The organism is Paraburkholderia sp. HP33-1, assembly GCF_021390595.1.
In the GTDB taxonomy this organism is placed as follows: Bacteria; Pseudomonadota; Gammaproteobacteria; order Burkholderiales; family Burkholderiaceae; genus Paraburkholderia.
In genome coordinates this window covers 248,303-265,342 of record NZ_JAJEJR010000004.1, presented here as the reverse complement: position 1 = coordinate 265,342, position 17,040 = coordinate 248,303, and the positions used below count along the sequence as shown (strand labels likewise).

At 60.1% G+C, this 17,040-nt stretch carries 15 protein-coding genes and 1 pseudogene; 7 read left to right on the top strand and 9 right to left on the bottom strand.

Features of this window, described 5'->3' with window-relative positions; all coding sequences use genetic code 11:
- The 4 genes and pseudogenes from L0U81_RS33465 to L0U81_RS33450 all read left to right on the top strand — a co-directional run.
- Window positions 1-457, top strand: a pseudogene (locus tag L0U81_RS33465) (hypothetical protein); the annotation flags it as partial.
- Window positions 458-506: 49 nt separating this feature from the next.
- Window positions 507-1,346: an oxidoreductase gene (locus L0U81_RS33460; protein WP_233810555.1), complete on the top strand. Its 840-nt coding sequence runs from the start codon at window positions 507-509 to the stop codon at window positions 1,344-1,346.
- Between the two features lie 31 nt (window positions 1,347-1,377).
- Entirely contained in the window at window positions 1,378-2,742 is a 1,365-nt protein-coding gene (locus L0U81_RS33455) for a hypothetical protein (protein WP_233810553.1), read from the top strand.
- A gap of 112 nt (window positions 2,743-2,854) precedes the next feature.
- Window positions 2,855-3,553 (top strand): TetR/AcrR family transcriptional regulator, encoded by a 699-nt coding sequence (locus tag L0U81_RS33450; RefSeq protein ID WP_233810551.1) that lies wholly within the window; start codon window positions 2,855-2,857, stop codon window positions 3,551-3,553.
- 33 nt (window positions 3,554-3,586) lie between these two features.
- On the opposite strand, the gene L0U81_RS33445 is transcribed toward L0U81_RS33450, so the two are convergent.
- Window positions 3,587-4,105, bottom strand: a complete 519-nt coding sequence (locus L0U81_RS33445) for a PaaI family thioesterase (protein WP_233810549.1) — start codon at window positions 4,103-4,105, stop codon at window positions 3,587-3,589.
- Between the two features lie 53 nt (window positions 4,106-4,158).
- Between L0U81_RS33445 and L0U81_RS33440 the strand changes: the two genes are divergently transcribed.
- Window positions 4,159-5,310 carry an NADH:flavin oxidoreductase gene (locus tag L0U81_RS33440; RefSeq protein WP_233810547.1) on the top strand — a complete coding sequence of 384 codons (1,152 nt, stop codon included), beginning with the start codon at window positions 4,159-4,161 and terminating at the stop codon, window positions 5,308-5,310.
- 62 nt (window positions 5,311-5,372) lie between these two features.
- Here the strand turns inward: L0U81_RS33440 and L0U81_RS33435 are convergent, their stop codons facing one another.
- The 3 genes from L0U81_RS33435 to L0U81_RS33425 all read right to left on the bottom strand — a co-directional run bounded on the left by L0U81_RS33435 (window position 5,373) and on the right by L0U81_RS33425 (window position 8,257).
- Window positions 5,373-6,068, bottom strand: coding sequence for an SDR family NAD(P)-dependent oxidoreductase (locus L0U81_RS33435; protein WP_233810545.1), 696 nt, complete (start codon window positions 6,066-6,068; stop codon window positions 5,373-5,375).
- A gap of 63 nt (window positions 6,069-6,131) precedes the next feature.
- Window positions 6,132-6,926: an enoyl-CoA hydratase/isomerase family protein gene (locus L0U81_RS33430; protein ID WP_233810543.1), complete on the bottom strand. Its 795-nt coding sequence runs from the start codon at window positions 6,924-6,926 to the stop codon at window positions 6,132-6,134.
- A gap of 134 nt (window positions 6,927-7,060) precedes the next feature.
- Window positions 7,061-8,257, bottom strand: coding sequence for an amidohydrolase family protein (locus L0U81_RS33425; protein WP_233810541.1), 1,197 nt, complete (start codon window positions 8,255-8,257; stop codon window positions 7,061-7,063).
- Window positions 8,258-8,492: 235 nt separating this feature from the next.
- Here L0U81_RS33425 and L0U81_RS33420 point away from each other — a divergent pair, with 235 nt between their 5' ends.
- Complete coding sequence (locus tag L0U81_RS33420; protein WP_233810539.1) at window positions 8,493-9,914, top strand: MFS transporter; 1,422 nt, start codon at window positions 8,493-8,495, stop codon at window positions 9,912-9,914.
- A gap of 98 nt (window positions 9,915-10,012) precedes the next feature.
- Here the strand turns inward: L0U81_RS33420 and L0U81_RS33415 are convergent, their stop codons facing one another.
- On the bottom strand, window positions 10,013-10,807 hold the full coding sequence (locus L0U81_RS33415; protein ID WP_233810537.1) for an IclR family transcriptional regulator: 795 nt from the start codon (window positions 10,805-10,807) through the stop codon (window positions 10,013-10,015).
- A 247-nt stretch (window positions 10,808-11,054) separates the two neighbouring features.
- On the opposite strand from L0U81_RS33415, the gene L0U81_RS33410 reads away from it, so the two are divergent.
- Complete coding sequence (locus tag L0U81_RS33410; RefSeq protein ID WP_233810535.1) at window positions 11,055-11,819, top strand: SDR family NAD(P)-dependent oxidoreductase; 765 nt, start codon at window positions 11,055-11,057, stop codon at window positions 11,817-11,819.
- A gap of 727 nt (window positions 11,820-12,546) precedes the next feature.
- Here the strand turns inward: L0U81_RS33410 and L0U81_RS33405 are convergent.
- The 4 genes from L0U81_RS33405 to L0U81_RS33390 form a co-directional block, all read right to left on the bottom strand.
- Entirely contained in the window at window positions 12,547-14,001 is a 1,455-nt protein-coding gene (locus L0U81_RS33405) for an NAD(P)(+) transhydrogenase (Re/Si-specific) subunit beta (protein WP_233810533.1), read from the bottom strand.
- The gene (locus L0U81_RS33400; RefSeq protein WP_233810531.1) at window positions 14,002-14,322 is read right to left on the bottom strand and encodes an NAD(P) transhydrogenase subunit alpha; all 321 of its coding nucleotides are present in this window, start codon (window positions 14,320-14,322) and stop codon (window positions 14,002-14,004) included.
- Between the two features lie 17 nt (window positions 14,323-14,339).
- Window positions 14,340-15,491 (bottom strand): Re/Si-specific NAD(P)(+) transhydrogenase subunit alpha, encoded by a 1,152-nt coding sequence (locus L0U81_RS33395; RefSeq protein WP_233810529.1) that lies wholly within the window; start codon window positions 15,489-15,491, stop codon window positions 14,340-14,342.
- A gap of 306 nt (window positions 15,492-15,797) precedes the next feature.
- The gene (locus L0U81_RS33390; protein WP_233810583.1) at window positions 15,798-17,039 is read right to left on the bottom strand and encodes a CaiB/BaiF CoA transferase family protein; all 1,242 of its coding nucleotides are present in this window, start codon (window positions 17,037-17,039) and stop codon (window positions 15,798-15,800) included.
- Window position 17,040: the final 1 nt, after the last annotated feature.

Below are 17,040 nucleotides of genomic sequence, written 5' to 3'. Positions count from 1 at the left end.
GAACTTGCCAGAAGATTTCCAGCAGCAGTGCGAGCGATTTTTCAATTTCAACGCGACCAACTTCAATGACGGCTACGGAATGGGCGAGGTGTCTGGCTTTTGCCCGTGGTTCCATGAAGCTAAGGCTTGGGCCGTACCGCCGTGGATCGTTCCGCTCGTGCTCGACTCCAAGGGCGAAGAACTTCTCAATCCGCCCGATGGGAAAGGCGTCGTCGAGGGGCGGCTCGCGATGATCGACTTGCTGGCGGATGGTCGCTGGGGCGGCGTCATAAGCGGCGACAAGGTCGCCGTTGAGTTTGGTCATGGCATTGACGGCGTGCGCACGCCCATCATCCTCGACGTCGTCCGCTACAAGGACTTGCCCGGCGGTGACGACAAGCTCTCTTGCGCCGGAACGATCGACGCCTATGTCCGCGGAGAGGTCGCAGACATGACTGAGGCTCGCACCGCCAGATGAATTCACCTCTCGCGAAATCCACAGTACCTACTCAACGATGAATCAGCAAATGACAAGTCCATCCGTGTGGTTTATCACCGGTGTTTCTTCCGGCTTCGGCCGTTCTCTTGCCGAGGCGGTTCTCGCTCGCGGCGATACCGTGGTCGGCACTGTACGCAATGACGCGCAAATCGCTCCGTTTGAGAATCTCGCGCCTGGCCGCGCGCACTGCGTTCTACTCGATGTCACCGATACGGCAGCAGTGCCCCGCGCCGTTGCGCACGCACTGAAGCGTACTGGCGCCATCGATATACTCGTCAACAATGCCGGCTATGGCCTGTTTGGCGCGTTGGAAGAGGTTTCCGACGCGGAGGCGCGCCAACTTTTCGATACCAACGTCTTCGGCACGGTCAATGTGATACGCGCGGTGCTGCCGCACTTTCGTGAGCGTAAACGCGGCCATATTGTGAATTTCTCGTCGGTCGCCGGCGTCATTGGCATCGCTGGCTGCAGCTTCTATTGCGCCTCGAAACATGCGATCGAAGGGCTTTCGGAATCCCTAGCTCAGGAGCTTCACCCGTTTGGTATTGGTGTGACCCTCGTCGAGCCGGGCGGCTTCCGCACGAACTTCGCTGGTGGATCGTTGAAGTGGAGCGGGAACGAATTGCCCGAATACTCGGAGACAGTCGGCAAGATGCGCCGATATATGAGCAGTTACCACGGGACCCAGACGGGTGACCCCGCGAAAGCTGCCGAGGCCATCGTGCGCGCGGTGTTAGCAGACGCGCCGCCGCTACGCCTGCCGCTCGGTCTCGACGCCGTCGACGTCGTCCGCAAGAAACTTGGGGTCATACAGGACAATCTCGAAACATGGCTTGAAGTCTCGAGTTCCACCAACTTCGATCAATAAAGTCGCAGCAATTTCTTGCAGAGGAGGCAACATGTCCGCTCTGGACCCGTTCTACACAATGCTTCATGGCGATGGCGACCCTTTCCGCAATCACCCCGAGAATCTCCGCGAGCTTCAGCTCGCCGCCATGAAAGAGCGCTTCGCCGAGCGCCGTGAGCAGATCAAGCTCCTGCGCCGAAGAGCGGACGACGTCGGCATCGAAAACATCAACCGCCACGCAGACATGGTGCCCCTCCTGTTTGCGCATCAAATCTACAAGAGCTACCCCGAACAGTTCATCGACAACGGCCGATGGAAGCATCTGTCGGTCTGGTTGCAAACGCTTTCGAGCAAACGCGTTGGTGACGTCGAGGTCAACGGCGTAGACGGCGTCGACGCATGGATGGATCGCTTGCGGGCAGCGGGTCATCACGTGTTCAGTTCGAGCGGTACGTCCGGCAAATGCAGTTTCGTCAGCCAGACTCGAGCCGATCTCGACAATGTCACCGAGTCCTGCGTGAAACTGGGGGTGTACGGCAACGCGTTGATCCGCAGAGATTTCGGCAAACGCCCGGTATTCCTGATGATGCCGCCGGGCGGGGCACATCGGCATATTGAGCCGGTACTGAACGCAGCCAAACGGCTCGGCACCGAAAGCACACTGATGTTCGATGAGCCCGTGCTTGCATCTGCAACAATTTCGATGGGCCGCATGCGTCGTGCGATCGCCGATGGCACCGCCAAGCCAAGTGAAGTGGCGGCGCTGCAGGAGCAGGCGGTGGCACGCCAACGACACACCGGCGCGATGATCGACCGGTTCCTCGACAAGCTTACGGCGCGCCGGGAAGTTCCGGTGCTCGTGCAAGGCAACTGGTCGTTGCACTGGACTCTCGTGGAGCGCGCGCGTCAGCGCGGCATAGCCGATGGAATCTGCCACCCCGACACGGTGATTACTGCCGGAGGTGGTCTGAAGGGCACTACGGCGCCCGCCGACTATCGCGAGCAAATCATCCGCTTCTACGGTATCCGGCCGGAAAACGTTCAGAACAGCTATGGCATGACCGAGATGATCGGAACCGGGCCCTGGTCGGACGTTGCGCAGGGGTACGCAATTTGCCCATGGATCGTTCCGTTCGTTCTCGACAAGGCGGGTGAGCACCTGCTGAATCCTGCGGATGGTCAGGGTGTCGTCGAGGGGCGGTTCGCGTTCTTCGACCTGCTGTCCGAAGGATACTGGGGTGGTTTCATTACCGGCGACAAGGTCACGGTCGACTTTTCACCGACAGGCAACACTGACGGATTGCATGGACCGCTAGTCAGGCAGGTTGGCCGGTATGCCGATCTCGAAGAAGGCGAGGACAAGCTTTCATGCGCAGGCACGATGGAGTCGTATGTACGTGGCATGATCAACGTTTGATCGCCTCGACGCCGGCCCGGAACCAGGGGGCGCCGCGAGTGGCGCCCCCCGAGGCACGTGAGTATACTGGCGCCCTGTATCCGTCATCAAACGCTTACCGATGTCCAAACCTATGGCAGTTCTTGCTCCCGACGGAGCTTCGCGGCTCGCTGCGGCGGGCAAACAACGAACGGCCGGCCGGCCCACCCACGACGATGCGCTCCAGATGCGTGAGTGCCTCCTTGACGCCGCCAAGTCCGTCTTCATGAGAGAAGGTTTCGGCGCCGCCAGAGTCGAAGAAATCGCCTCGCTCGCAGGCGTCAGCAAGACGACCATTTATCGTCAGTTCGGAACGAAGGAAGAGTTGTTTCGCGCCATCGTCTGGCGCGGAATGGCTGATTTGCGCGGCAAGATTTCACAGCATTTCGAGCAGGGCCGCGATTTTTCGACGAACCTGGCATCCCTTATCGACGCGCTTGTCGAGCATATGGCGACACCGGATAGCATGCACACTTCCCGGCTGGTCATCGGCGAAGCGATGCGCTTTCCAGACATCGCAAAACAATTTCTCCAATTCACGGCCACGATGCTGGAGCCGCTCGCCAGCGCCCTCGAATCCGCAGCGGCAAGCGGAATGATCGAAATCGATGATCCTGCAAACGCGGCGCGCGATCTCCTGACATTGGTCACCGGCACACCCGAAGTCCACCTTGCGATTCAAACCACGCGCGCGGAACGCAAACGCCGGGCCGAACGTATTCATCGGTTCATCCTGACGGCGTGGAAGTATCGGGCGACCCTGGATAAGGTTCGAGGCAGGTCAACGTCATAGCATCGGCCGCCGCCATTCGTGCTTCCCCGAAGACTACTTATCAAAGGCCCCCATCACCTGAAACTGTCCCGACGCCTGGGCGATGCACCTTGCATTCGCCCAGATTTGACAGTCTGAAAAAATCACACGCCGTCCGGAACGCAAAACGTCGACGCGGGCTTCGACCCAATCGCCAGGCTCAGCGTTGCCCATGAAGTTGACTGTCAAGCCCGTCGTCAGCACCTTCACCGCCGGTTCACGCGAATGCTTGCTCGCCCACGTAATGGCCGTGTCTACGAGCATGCAAACGGCGCCGCCGTGCATCATCTGACCGAGGTTGCGATGGGCCTCGCGCACATACATCCCTATGACGTGTCCGTGCTCGCTCTTGCGAAAGTACGTTGGCCCGAACATCTGGTGGAACGGACCAAACGCCGGCATCAAGGCGAATCCTTCTGGAATGTGCGCTTCGTCGCCGGCTTCGCGACAGGGGGCGGCGAGTGCGTCCGTTTGTTCCAATGCAATTCTCCTCTTCGGCGCCATGTGCGAAACCGCGCCAGATTTCTTTTTCATCGGCAAAACATAGCGTATCATTATCCGCACGAAAGTCAAATATATGAACGCACATGGACATCGGATCGCTGTTTACGCCCCTCACCGTACGCGACGTCACGCTTGCCAACCGCATCGTCATGTCACCTATGACCCGCGGCTTTTCACCCAATGGATTGCCTGGCAGTGATGTCGCCGCCTACTACAAGCGCCGAGCAGAAGGTGAGACAGGCCTCATCATTACGGAAGGCGTTGGCGTCGATCATCCGGCAGCACTTGGCGAAGCCGGCCTAGGCGAAAACTCGATTCCCGTGCTGGTCGAGGGCGAATCCGTTACCGCCTGGCGCCGCGTGACGGACGAAGTTCATGCAAGTGGGGGCATCATCTTCCCGCAGTTGTGGCACATGGGACCGATGAAGGAAGCGAACACGGGCCCTTTCCCGGGTGCCGCACCGATGCGCCCCTCCGGACTGTGGGGACCGGCAGGACGAATGACATCGCTCAACGCAGGCTACATGGAGCGGGTCATGCCGCCAACTCGTCCAATGACCGATGCCGAGATCGCAGACGTCATTGCCGCCTACGCTCGAAGCGCTCGCTATGCGAAGGCCGCCGGCTTCGACGGGATCGCGATTCACGGAGGTCACGGCTATCTGATCGACGCATTTCTGTGGGCCGAAACCAATCAACGCATGGATCAGTGGGGTAAGGATCTCACGGCACGCAGCCGCTTCGCCGCCGAAGTCGTGCGCGCAATCCGGGAAGCGATCGGCGCGACGATGCCGATCACGTTCCGCTTTTCCCAGTGGAAACAGCAGGATTTTCGCGCGCGTCTCGCCAACGACCCGCACGAGCTCGAGCACATCCTCGTCCCGCTCGCGGACGCGGGCGTCGACATCTTCGAGGCGAGCACCCGTTATTTCAATCGGGCGGAATTCCCAGGCTCCGAGATGAATCTCGCAGGTTGGGTAAAAAAGGTAACCGGCAAGCTTTCGATGGCGGTTGGTGGGATCGGCATCAACAAGGGCTACTACGATTCAATGAGTGGAGCCGAGACATCGGCGCAACCCGATCTCACCCCCCTGCTCGAACGTTTTTCACGCAACGAGTTCGATCTTGTCGGCGTAGGCCGCTCGCTCCTGCATGACCCGAACTGGGCGCGGCGCGCACGGCGTGGCGAACCGTTCCTCGGGTTCAGCAACGACTCGCTCGCACGCCTTACCTGAAGCTCGATTAGCAGTTGGCGCCGTTGCCTCAGGCGTTAACTGCCATTTCCGATTCAGGGGCTTTACGTCCGCCCGGTGACAGGAATCAACGCGCCCGTTATCCCCGACGCAGCGCCCGACGCGAGAAAGAGAATCACGTTGGCGATTTCTTCAGGCCGCACCCAGCGGGAGAAGTCGGCGTCGGGCATATCCTTGCGGTTTTGCGGCGTATCGATGATGCCTGGCAAGATAGCGTTGACCGTAACGGAACGGCCCTTGAGTTCTTCGGCCAGCGCCTCGGTCAAACGCATTACCCCCGACTTCGAGGCCGCATACGCTCCCATGCCCACGCCCGCCTTCAGCGCAGCGCCCGCTCCAATATTGATGATGCGCCCGCCGTCCGCGCCGTCGTTCATGAAGTCGAGCGCCGCTTTCGACGCAGTCGCCGCCGTGCGCACGTTCATTCGGTACATCAGATCCCACGTGTCGAGACTGCCGTCCGCCAGCGTTTCCCAACGAAAGCCCCCCGCTACATTGACGATCGCGTCGAGCTTGCCAAGCTGCCCGGCGACCGCGGAGAGCGCCGAGCGCGCCGCATCGAGATCAGTCAGCTCGACGCCGCCTTGCCACCACGAAGCGTGAAGGCTCTCCGCGCTCGCGTTCTCTGGCGCATGCGCCTTGTCGATAAGTGCAACCTTCCAGCCGTTTTCAGCAAACACGCTGCCAACTGTGCGCCCCAACGCGCCGAATCCACCCGTTATCGCCACTACCCGTTGCATGTGCATTACTCCCTCGCCGCGTCCGACGCCAACTCTATCGCTAGCGCCCGACGCTGCAAAAGCTCAACGTCCCTTGAACACCGGCTCGCGTTTCTCGCGAAACGCGTTGACCGCCTCTTGATGATCTTCCGTCAGGTTCGACAGCGCCTCGTAGGCAATCGACGCGTCGAGAATGGAATGCGCAAGTTGCTTCAGGCCGATGTTGATCGACGCCTTGGTCCACTGGATAGCGCGCGAAGCGCCGTTTGCGAGACGCTTCGCCATGGCGTCGACGATGGCATCCAGCTCGTCGGCGGGCACCGCATGATTGATGAGACCCAGTCGCGCCGCCTCTTCCGCGGTGACGAGGTCGCCCGTCAAGAGGTATTCCTTGGCCTTCGCGTAGCCTACGAGCTGCGGCCAGATCACCGCGCCGCCGTCGCCCGCCACGAAGCCGACTTTCACGTGCGGATCGCCAATCTTCGCGTGATTGGCCGCATAGCTCAGATCCGAGAACAGCGCGATCGTCGCGCCAAGACCAATCGCATGACCGTTGATCTTCGCAATGACCGGCTTCGGACAATCGAGCATGGAAAAAACAATTTTCTTCGCGCGCTGCATGCCTTCGAGAAACAGCGTCGGATTGTCGATGACCTGCTGCATATGCTCGATATCGCCGCCCGCGCTAAACGCCCGCCCGGCGCCCGTCAACACCACGACACGGGTCTCCGTATCTTCGGCGACATCGAGAAAAAGCCGCGACATCTCGATGTCCATTTGCTCGTCGAACGCGTTCAACGTTTCAGGGCGGTTGAGCGTAACCGTCAGGACGCTGCCATCGCGTTCGAGCAGTAACGCCTTATAGTCCGAAATATTCATGGCTAACCTGTTCATGATGAAGAAATCGCGCGGGACGCCAGGACCGTCCGCCGCCGTCGACTCTCGCTGCATTCACGCTACCGCGCGAATGCAAAGTGCCTTTAGGGCGCGCCCCGCGTCCAGCGCAAGGCCGATTACACGTGCAGCGGAACGAACCGGCGGCCGTTGTCGTACATGATCTTGCGCGTATCTTCTTCGGAAAGCCCGGTGCACGCTTCCGACGCGAAGTCCTTCGGTTCCGGCACACCTTCCGCGTGCGGATAGTCGGAGCCCATCAACAGGAAGTCCGACGAACCCGTTTGAGCGATGATCTGGGCGATGTCGTCCTCCGGATACGCGACCACGAAGACATTTTCCTTGAAGATCTGGCTCGGGCGTTTCTTCAGCTGACCGCACGGCCAGTAGCCATTCTTCGCCATCCCCCGGCACTTGTCCATTTTGATGAGCAGCGAAGGCACCCATTCCGCGCCGTTTTCCGCGCTGCACAACTTGACGCGCGGGAAACGCTCGAAGAAGTTATAGAAGATGAACGATGACAGCGTCTCCATCACCGGACGCTCGCCGTAGCCGTGCATCCAGACGAAGGCGGTTTGACGCTGCCGCGACTGCTGCACCGGTTCGCCCCACACCGCCATATGATCCTTCATGTAGATCGCTTCCGACACGTGGAACGTCACGCGCACACCGGCCTCGTTCAGAATCGACCAGAACGGATCGAAGTAAGGATCCGCCGGCGCGCGGCCATTGAATGGCCCCATCGGCATAAGGATCACGCGCACGCCGTTTGCAACGAGCCACTTGGCCTCGGCGACAGCCGCATCGAGATCGTCGAGCGTGACGACCGGCGTCGTGTAGATGCGGTCCTTGTAGTTGAAGCCCCAGTCTTCCAGCATCCAGCGGTTGTATGCATGAAGAACCGCGTTCGCCGCGACCGGCTCGTTGAGATACGAAATACACGCGACCATTTCGCCGATGTACATCGTGCAGGCCTCGACGCCAAATTGATCCATCTTCTGGAGACGCGCGTCGCGATTAAACATGTCCGGCGTCGGAGGCACCCGCATGTCGACGTTATCCTTGCCATCCTTCATCGCACGCAGCCATTCATGCAGTTTGCCCGGCGGCGGCACGTGCCCCTCGGCCGAGGTGTAGCCTTCGCTGATTTCCACCTTGCGGTCGCCGACATACATGCAACGGTTGCCGTCTGCGGTGACGCGGCTGGTGAACGACCAGTCCTTCTTGAACTGCTCGGGCAAGTAGCGACTGAATGCGTCCTCGACTTCGTAAAAGTGCGTGTCGGCGTCGTAGATCTTCCCTTGATATGTTTGCATGCTCTATCTCCTGATTGTGGGGAGCGCTGCTGAACGTGCGCCCTTGAGAGAAGTATCGGGTCAAGCCACCACCCAAAAAACTCTCATATCGAACTCAAAAGCGTCGATATCGATTTGATATCGGGCGAGGGCCTCGCCTTTCCCTCGGTTTGCTTGACTTCGCTGACAAACACAAATACGAACGTCGTTCGTATATAAGTATAATCGAAACGATACAACACAACCGGAGACGTTTATGCAAGCCGAAGTCCTCTCCCAGCAGGCACACCGGGCGCAACCCGTAGCCGGTCCACCGCGCGGGTTCACGATGGCGATCGTGCTTGCCGCGGTAGCGGCCTCGTCTGGCATCACCGTCATCTATACCGTGCTGGTCACGCTGTACAAGGCCTTTCCTGCGTCGGACTCTGTGAGTTGGACCGTGACCGCATACTGGCTCGGCGCGGCCGTCTTTGCCGCAGTGAGCGGACGCCTCGGTGACCTGTTGGGCTACCGCCGAATCCTGCTCGTGGTGATGTCAGTCGCTGGGGCCGGCGCAGTCGTGGCGGCATGCGCTACCGATGTCGGCATGCTCGTCGCGGGGTGTGCAATGCAATCGATCGCGGCAGGCATCACGCCGCTCTCCATCGGACTGGTTCGTGAGAACCTGCCACCCGCCAGGGTGCCTGCCGCGGTGGGATTGATCAGCGCGGCAGGAATGGTATCGGCGGGGCTGATTTACATCTGCGCCGGCGTCGTCGTGGATCACTATTCGTGGCAGGGTGGCTTCTGGTTCAAAGTCGCGCTTTGCGTCGTGGCTGTCGTGGCGGTACGCGCGTGGGCGCCGCCGTCGCCACCGAATCCCGGGGTACGGATCGACTACGTTCGAGGGCTCGCGTTCGCCCCTGCACTTTGCGCCATCCTCTTTGCAGTGCAGCAAATCCGCACGTGGGGGCTCGGCGATCCGCGCCTGTGGGGCTTGATCGTTGGCGGGATGATCGCGCTCGGACTCTGGGCACGCCATCAACACCGGGCGCGTCATCCGCTCATCAACGTGCGTCTGCTGAAGACGCGCGAAGTGGTATTGGCTAATGCATGCATGGCATTCCTCGCGGCAGGGGCCATGCAACTAGGACAGGTTTTCTCTCTGCTCGCCCAGCAACCTGCTGGCTCGCACGCCGGATTCGGGCTGAGCGCAACGACGGCTGGAATACTGATGTTCAGCATCAATATTGCGGCGCTGGTCGCGAGCCCGTGGAGCGGCCGCGTTGCCACCCGTTACAAGGCCCGTCCCGCTGCCTTGATCGGCATGCTCATTCTGGCCTTGGCCTGGTCCTCTCTGATCGTGCTTCATCGCAGCCTGCTGCTGTTCGTTCCAGGTGCGGTGTTGTGTTCTTTCGGCCTCGCCTTCGCGAGCACGGCGCTGTACAACCAGATCGTGGAAACGACGCCTGCGCATCAGACAGGCGAGGCTACAGGCATGCTCTACGTGTTCTTCTCGTGTTTCTTCGCAGTAGGCGCCCAAGCGGTATTTGCGCTGCTGCGCAGCGCGACAACGGGGCACGACGGTGCATCGTTTCCCGCCGATAGCGGCTATGTTTCGGTATTCGTTTACATAGCCTGCAGTTCAATTGCCGGAATGCTGATCGCTTACATGCTGCCAAAGCGACGTAGTCAATGATCGTATCCGTTGGACGTGGGTGCAACGCTTCGTAAACTGTGCGGTGACCGCAGCACGGTGAATCAGGTCCTTCACCGTGCTGCCGGCCGACCGGCCAGTCAATCCTCTTCGGCCTGACCCAACGCGGACGCCCGCTGGGCGACCCTGATCATGTTTGCCTCGAGTTGCGGGCGTTCGCGATCGAAGCGCTCGAGCGGCGCGCCAATCGCCATCGCTGCGATCACGTTGCCGTTAGGACCGAAGATGGGCGACGAAACACCTGCGGAATCGGGCAGTAGTTCACCGCGACTTACAGACAGGCCGCTTTGGAGGATGTGATCGAGCTCGTCACGCAGCGCCTTCTTCGTCGTAATCGTTCGCGGCGTGTGGCGCTCGAACTTGACCGTCTTCATATAGTCGGTAACGAAGGCTTCGGGTGCATGAGCCAGCAGCACGCGCCCCGCAGCCGTGCAATAGAGCGGAACCCGGCGACCGACGTGCATCGAATAACGCACGGACTGATCGCTCTCAATCACGTCGACGTAAGTGATCTCTTTGTGCTCGGCGTCAAGTACGCCTATGTACACCGTTTCATTGGTGCTTTTCGAGAGGTCCACCAGGTACGGGCGCAGCGTCTTCGAGAAACTCCACGCGGCCATCACGCCGGCCGACAACCGGAAAATCGATGGCCCCAGGCGATAGCGACCTGCGTCGTGCATCAGATATCCTTCCGCCACCAACGGCCTCAGCAAATTCAGCAGACTGCTCTTTGGCGACTCGAGGGCAACATTCAGTTCTGCCAGCGACATCCCGTCCGGAGACTTCGCGAGCACATCGAATATTCCGAGGAGTCGGGTCAGCGAGCGCGGCCCGCTGACATCCCGGTCCGCCGGCGCTGAGGTCTCTTTCAACATGATTTTCCCCATGAATTGACTGTATCGATTATACGGGAACTATTCACATAGTTTTACAACGATCACAATTTGGCATACTTTTACACCGTCCGAATTCGGGAATACGCCAGGGCGTCGCCTCATCCTAGTTACGATATAGTTGAACGACGTTCACAAAATTGAAATCGATTGAGCATCGCTCTGCTGAACATCCCCCGTGCGCTTGCGCGTCAAACAACAGCATTTACCACCACTTCTGGAATCACTCATGTACACGAAAAAGCTGGCAGAAAAGGTCGCCATCGTGACTGGAGGCGGGCAAGGCGTTGGACTCGGCATCGCCCGTGCGCTTGCGACCGACGGGGCGAGTCTGGTCCTGACTGGTCGTACGGAGGCCAAACTCACGCGGGCCGCCGAGGAATTGAGCGCCCTCGGTTCGCAAGTGCTCGTCGTGCCCGGTGATACGCGCAATCGCGCCGACGCGGAGCGGAGCGTCGCGCTTGCCGTCGAGCGATTCGGGCGTGTGGACGCGCTTATCAACAATGCACAAAGTAGCAGCCCGGGTGTACCGCTCGAGTCTGTCACGGACGATGACTGGAGCAACACGCTTGAATCGGGCTTGTACGGCACACTGTATTTCATGCAGGCGGTACTGCCGCGGATGAAGTCGCAAGGCCGCGGCGCCATCATCAACTTCGGCTCACGCACAGGCATCGAAGGGCTCAAGGGATTCAGCGCGTACGCTGCAGCCAAAGAGGGCATTCGTGGACTCTCGCGCGTTGCCGCGCGCGAATGGGGCTGCTATGGCATTACCGTCAACGTCGTTTGCCCGGCAGCGCTCACGCCTGCTGCCGAAGCCTACCTCGAAGCCAATCCCCAGGAGCGCACCCGCTATCTTTCCGAAATTGCACTTGGCCGCTTCGGCGATCCTCAACGCGATATTGGACGAACAGTTGCATTTCTTTGCAGTGAAGACGCTAATTTCATAACGGGGCAGACTATCAGCGTGGACGGTGGCCAGTCAATGCTTTAGTGCGTCTTTTTGAACGCGGTGCAGAATATGAAACTGTCAGTTGCATTTCTAAAAGCCCAAAAAGAACTTAATTGAACTAATCGTTGCATTAATCCGTTTTTCGGTCCAAGCTGCGGGCTTCGCACACGGTTCGTACCGTGAGGACCAAAGCGTGGAAAAGCATTTCTCCTCCGCCACACTTCGCGAGAGCGTGCGGAATTTGGCCTTGGCGGCGGGAGACCGAGCCAAGGCGTTTTTTTTCGCCGTTACCCTTGGGATTTTCGGCCGAAGCAAGCGCTTGCATGCCCCGGCGCCGAGAGTCACTCGAGTCAGCAAAACAATCAACGGATTTTTGTAAAACGTCGAGTTGGATGCGCTCGCGCGAAAGAGAGATGCATGAAGAGACTTACCTAGCCCGTCTCCAAGGGCAACGCCGGGCCCGCGACCCCGCGTTGCAACAGCAGTCCAAAGCGATCGGAGAGATTGCGATTTCGATCGTTCCTGTTAGGAGGATTTCTAACACCATTCCGACGTGACGAACGGCAAGTGCACGTCCATCCAGTCGAACCCGCTGCGGCTATTCGCCCAGGCCCACTGAGGTGACTTTCCGACGCAGGCGGGAATGTCCGAGCGTTGATGCTGACTCGAATTATCCCGGCTGTCCCTGCCCGAGTCGATATTCCCGACTCCTGCCTGGTTTGTACCTACGATACGGCTGTTGCTTGTCTCGGTCGTCATGACTCGCCCCTTAGCTGCAATTTTTCACCATCTCCTCTATCACCTTCTTCGCATCGCCGAACACCATCATCGTCTTGTCCATGTAGAAGAGCTCGTTGTCGAGGCCCGCGTAACCGGCGGCCATCGAGCGCTTGTTCACGATGACGGTGCGCGCCTTGTACGCCTCGATGATTGGCATGCCCGCGATCGGCGACATCGGATCGTTCTTCGCCGCCGGGTTCACCACATCGTTCGCGCCAAGCACCAGCACTACATCGATCTGGCCGAATTCGCTGTTGATGTCTTCCATCTCGAACACGAGGTCATAGGGCACCTCGGCTTCCGCGAGTAGCACGTTCATGTGGCCCGGCATGCGGCCCGCCACTGGGTGGATCGCATAGCGCACGTCCACGCCCTTCTCGGTGAGCTTGTCCGTCAACTCTTTCAAGGCATGCTGCGCGCGCGCCACTGCAAGACCGTAGCCCGGCACGATCACGACACTCTCAGCATTGCCAAGCATGAACGCGGCGTCATCGGCTGAACCCGACTTCACCGAGCGCTGTTCCTGCACGCCGCCCGCTCCCGCCGCGCTCGCGTCGCCGCCGAAGCCGCCCAGCAACACGTTGAAAAAAGAGCGGTTCATCGCGTGGCACATGATGTACGAGAGAATCGCGCCGGAAGAGCCCACCAGCGAGCCCGCGATGATAAGCATGGCGTTGTTCAGCGAGAAGCCAATGCCCGCGGCCGCCCAGCCCGAGTACGAATTCAGCATCGAAACGACCACCGGCATGTCCGCGCCGCCGATCGGGATGATGATGAGCACGCCCAGCGAAAACGCGATCAGCGTCATGATGATGAACGGCAGCCACGACTGCGTCAGGAAGAACAGGATGCCGAAGCCGATCATAGCCAGCGCTAGCATCAGGTTGATCAGATGCTGGCCGGGGTAGACCACGGGCGCGCCCTGGAAGAGGCGGAACCTGTACTTGCCGGAGAGCTTGCCGAACGCGATCACCGAGCCGCTGAACGTTATCGCGCCCACGAACGTGCCGATGAAAAGTTCGATACGATTGCCGTACGGCAGGAAGCCCGCATACGGTGCGTCTTCTGCCACGAGCCCGAAAGCGGCGGGCTCGGAAACTACCGCGTACGCGATGCACACTGCGGCAAGACCGATCAGCGAGTGCATGGCCGCGACGAGTTCGGGCATCTTCGTCATCTCGACGCGCGCGGCGACATAGGCGCCCAGACTGCCGCCTACCACGAGCGCCGCGAACAGCAACGCAAGCCCAATCCCGAGGTTGGAGCCCAACTGCGCGGACTCTTTCGCAATCAGCACGAGAGTGGTGAGAATGGCGATGGCCATGCCGACCATGCCGAACACGTTGCCGGCACGCGCGGTCCTCGGGTTAGAAAGCCCCTTGAGCGCCTGGATGAAGCAGACCGAGGCGACCAGATAAAGCAGCGTAACGACGTTCATACTCATTTACGCGCCCTCCTTGGCGGTGAGCTTCCTCGGCTCCTTCTTGCGGAACATCTCCAGCATGCGCCGCGTGACCAAAAAACCGCCGAACACGTTCACGGCCGCGAGCAGCACGGCTAACGCGCCGAAGAGCTTGCCCGCGCCGCCCACGGTTAGGCCCGTGGCAAGCATCGCACCGACGATCACGATCGCCGAAATCGCATTGGTCACGGCCATGAGCGGCGTATGCAACGCGGGTGTGACGTTCCAGACCACGTGATAGCCCACGTATACGGCCAGCACAAAAATGATCAGATTGATGACGGTATGGTTAATGACTTCCATTTTTGTTCTCCTCCTCGTCATGTCTTGCGCGTGACCAGGCCATCGCGGGTCAGCAGTGTGGCGGCGACGATGTCGTCCGAAAGATCGATGTTCAGCGTGCCCTCCTTCGCGATGATCAGCTTCAGGAAGTCGAGCAGATTGCGCGCGTAGAGCGCTGAGGCGTCGGCGGCGACCATCGACGCAAGATTCGTATAGCCGCAGATCTGTACGCAATGGTGCGTCACGATCTTGTCGGCCTCGGTGAGCGGACAGTTGCCGCCGCGCCGGCCCGTCGCTTGATCAGCGACCGGACCCCGTCCTGCCGCGAGGTCGATCACGACTGAACCTGACTTCATCGCCTGCACGGTTTCCGAATGCAGTAGCGTCGGCGCGTCACGGCCCGGAATGAGCGCAGTCGAGATGACGATGTCGGCCTGCTTCGCGCGCTCGTGCACCAGCGCAGATTGGCGTGCAAGCCAGGAAGGTGGCATGGGGCGAGCGTAGCCCCCCACGCCTTCGGCGGCCTCGCGCTCCTCCTCTGTTTCGTAGGGCACGTCGAGGAATTTCCCGCCGAGCGACTCGATCTGCTCCTTTACCGCCGGGCGCACATCCGAGGCTTCGATCACCGCGCCAAGACGTCGCGCCGTGGCAATGGCCTGCAGGCCCGCCACGCCAGCGCCGAGGATCAGCACGCGCGCGGCCTTCACGGTGCCGGCGGCGGTCATGAGCATTGGCATGAAGCGCGGATAGAGCGTTGCAGCCAGCAGCACCGCCTTGTACCCGGCGATGTTCGCCTGCGAGGACAGCACATCAAGGCTCTGCGCGCGCGTGTTGCGCGGCGCGGCTTCCATCGCGAAAGCCGTCACGCCTGCTTCGGCAAGCCTGGCCGCGTTCTCCGCATCAAAGGGATCGAGCATACCGACGAGCACCGCGCCTTGTCTCATGAACGGCAATTCGTTCACCGCCGGCGACTGAACCTTGAGCACGAGGTCAGCGCCGAAGGCGGTGGCCGCATCGGCGACTTGCGCCCCCACGGCCGTGTACGCCTCGTCGGGATAGCTCGCGCCGACTCCCGCGCCAGCCTGGATCGTCACCGTGTGGCCTTGGGCGACATATTTCTTGACTGTCTCGGGCGTCGCAGCCACACGGTTTTCGTTCGCCCGCGATTCCGCGGGTATTCCAATGCGCATCAAAGAACCCCTGATTAGATAAGCGTGATACGAAAGTACCCACGAGCCCGATGCAAAACGCAGCGATCATTCAATCGTCGATCGCGATAAATCCTCGACGAGCGGGCGTGAGGTATCAGAACGGCACGAACATCGGCAAATGGTCACGCCCAAAGTCCGGTTGGACCGAGCGCCTATCCTTCGCTGAAGTCGCGCCGCTCCCGCGATTCCTTTTGGCCAACAAAAGCCAATCGCAGTCCTGATTGATATAAGTAATCTGTAAGAGAGCGCGCCTTGGAGGGCGGCACTTCCCGGTTTTTTCGCTTTCTATATAACTTTCTTTTCGCGCAGGGTATCGATGTCGGACTGCAACATGCTCAGCACGTCACGTAGCACCTCATCCGTATGTTGCCCGAGCATCGGCGGCGCCCCGTATGAATCGATAGGTGTGCCTGACATCTTGACCGGATTGGCGACCATTCTGACTGTGTTATCTGTGAGCGGGTGCGCAACTTCCACGCACATGGCGCGTGCCTGCACGTGCGGATCTGCGAAGACCTGCTCCAGATTGTTGATCGGTCCAGCTGGAACCCCGGCGGCGTCGAGTGCCGCGAGCAATGCATTGCTCTGCCATTCGAGGATAAGCGGCTCGAACACTTCGCCAAGCGCTCGACGATTTTTAACGCGCAGAGCGATCTCGCTGAATCGCGGATCAGTGGCGAGTTCGGGATGCCCGAGAACATTGCACATGCGCGCGTATTGCTCGTTGTTCCCCGCAACGATCATGATGTCGCGATCCGCGCAACGGAACATGCGGGACGGCATGCCACCATTGCCCTCTGTACCGCGCCGGATCGGAATTTGGCCAGAAACGAGGTATTGGCTTGCATAGTGCGACGTGGCAGCAATCATCGCGTCCAGCAACGCCAGGTCGATGTACTGCCCCTGTCCAGTACCGCCTTGCACCGCGTCGCGATGATAGAGCGCCGCGATGATCGCCGAAGCCGCGTACTGACCACAGAGGATATCCGCGAGGCTAGGCCCGGTTTTCATTGGACCGCCGCCCGGCACGTCGTCGCCGTTTCCCGTAACGCTCATCAGGCCGCCCATTGCCTGGAAAATCGAGTCATACCCAGGGCGTGGGCTATATGGCCCGGTCTGGCCGAATCCGGTGATGGAACAGTAGATCAGGCGCGGATTGACCAGCTTCACACTCTCGTAGTCGAGCCCGTAACGCTTGAGGTCGCCCACCTTATAGTTCTCAAGCAACACGTCGCATTGGGCGGCCAGCGAGCGGATCAGCGTCTGACCTTCGGGCGTAGAGATATCGCACGTAATTGACTTCTTGCCGCGATTCGCGCTGATAAAAAACGTCGACTCTCGCGTGACCTTGCCTTTCCGATCCATGAGAAACGGAGGGCCGAATTGCCGCGAATCGTCGCCCTTGCCCGGACGCTCGACCTTGATGACCTCCGCGCCGAGATCCGCCAGCATCTGGGCCCCCCAAGGCCCCGCGAGAATCCGGCTCAGGTCGAGTACGCGAACACCCGCCAACGCGCCTTTTGTCATA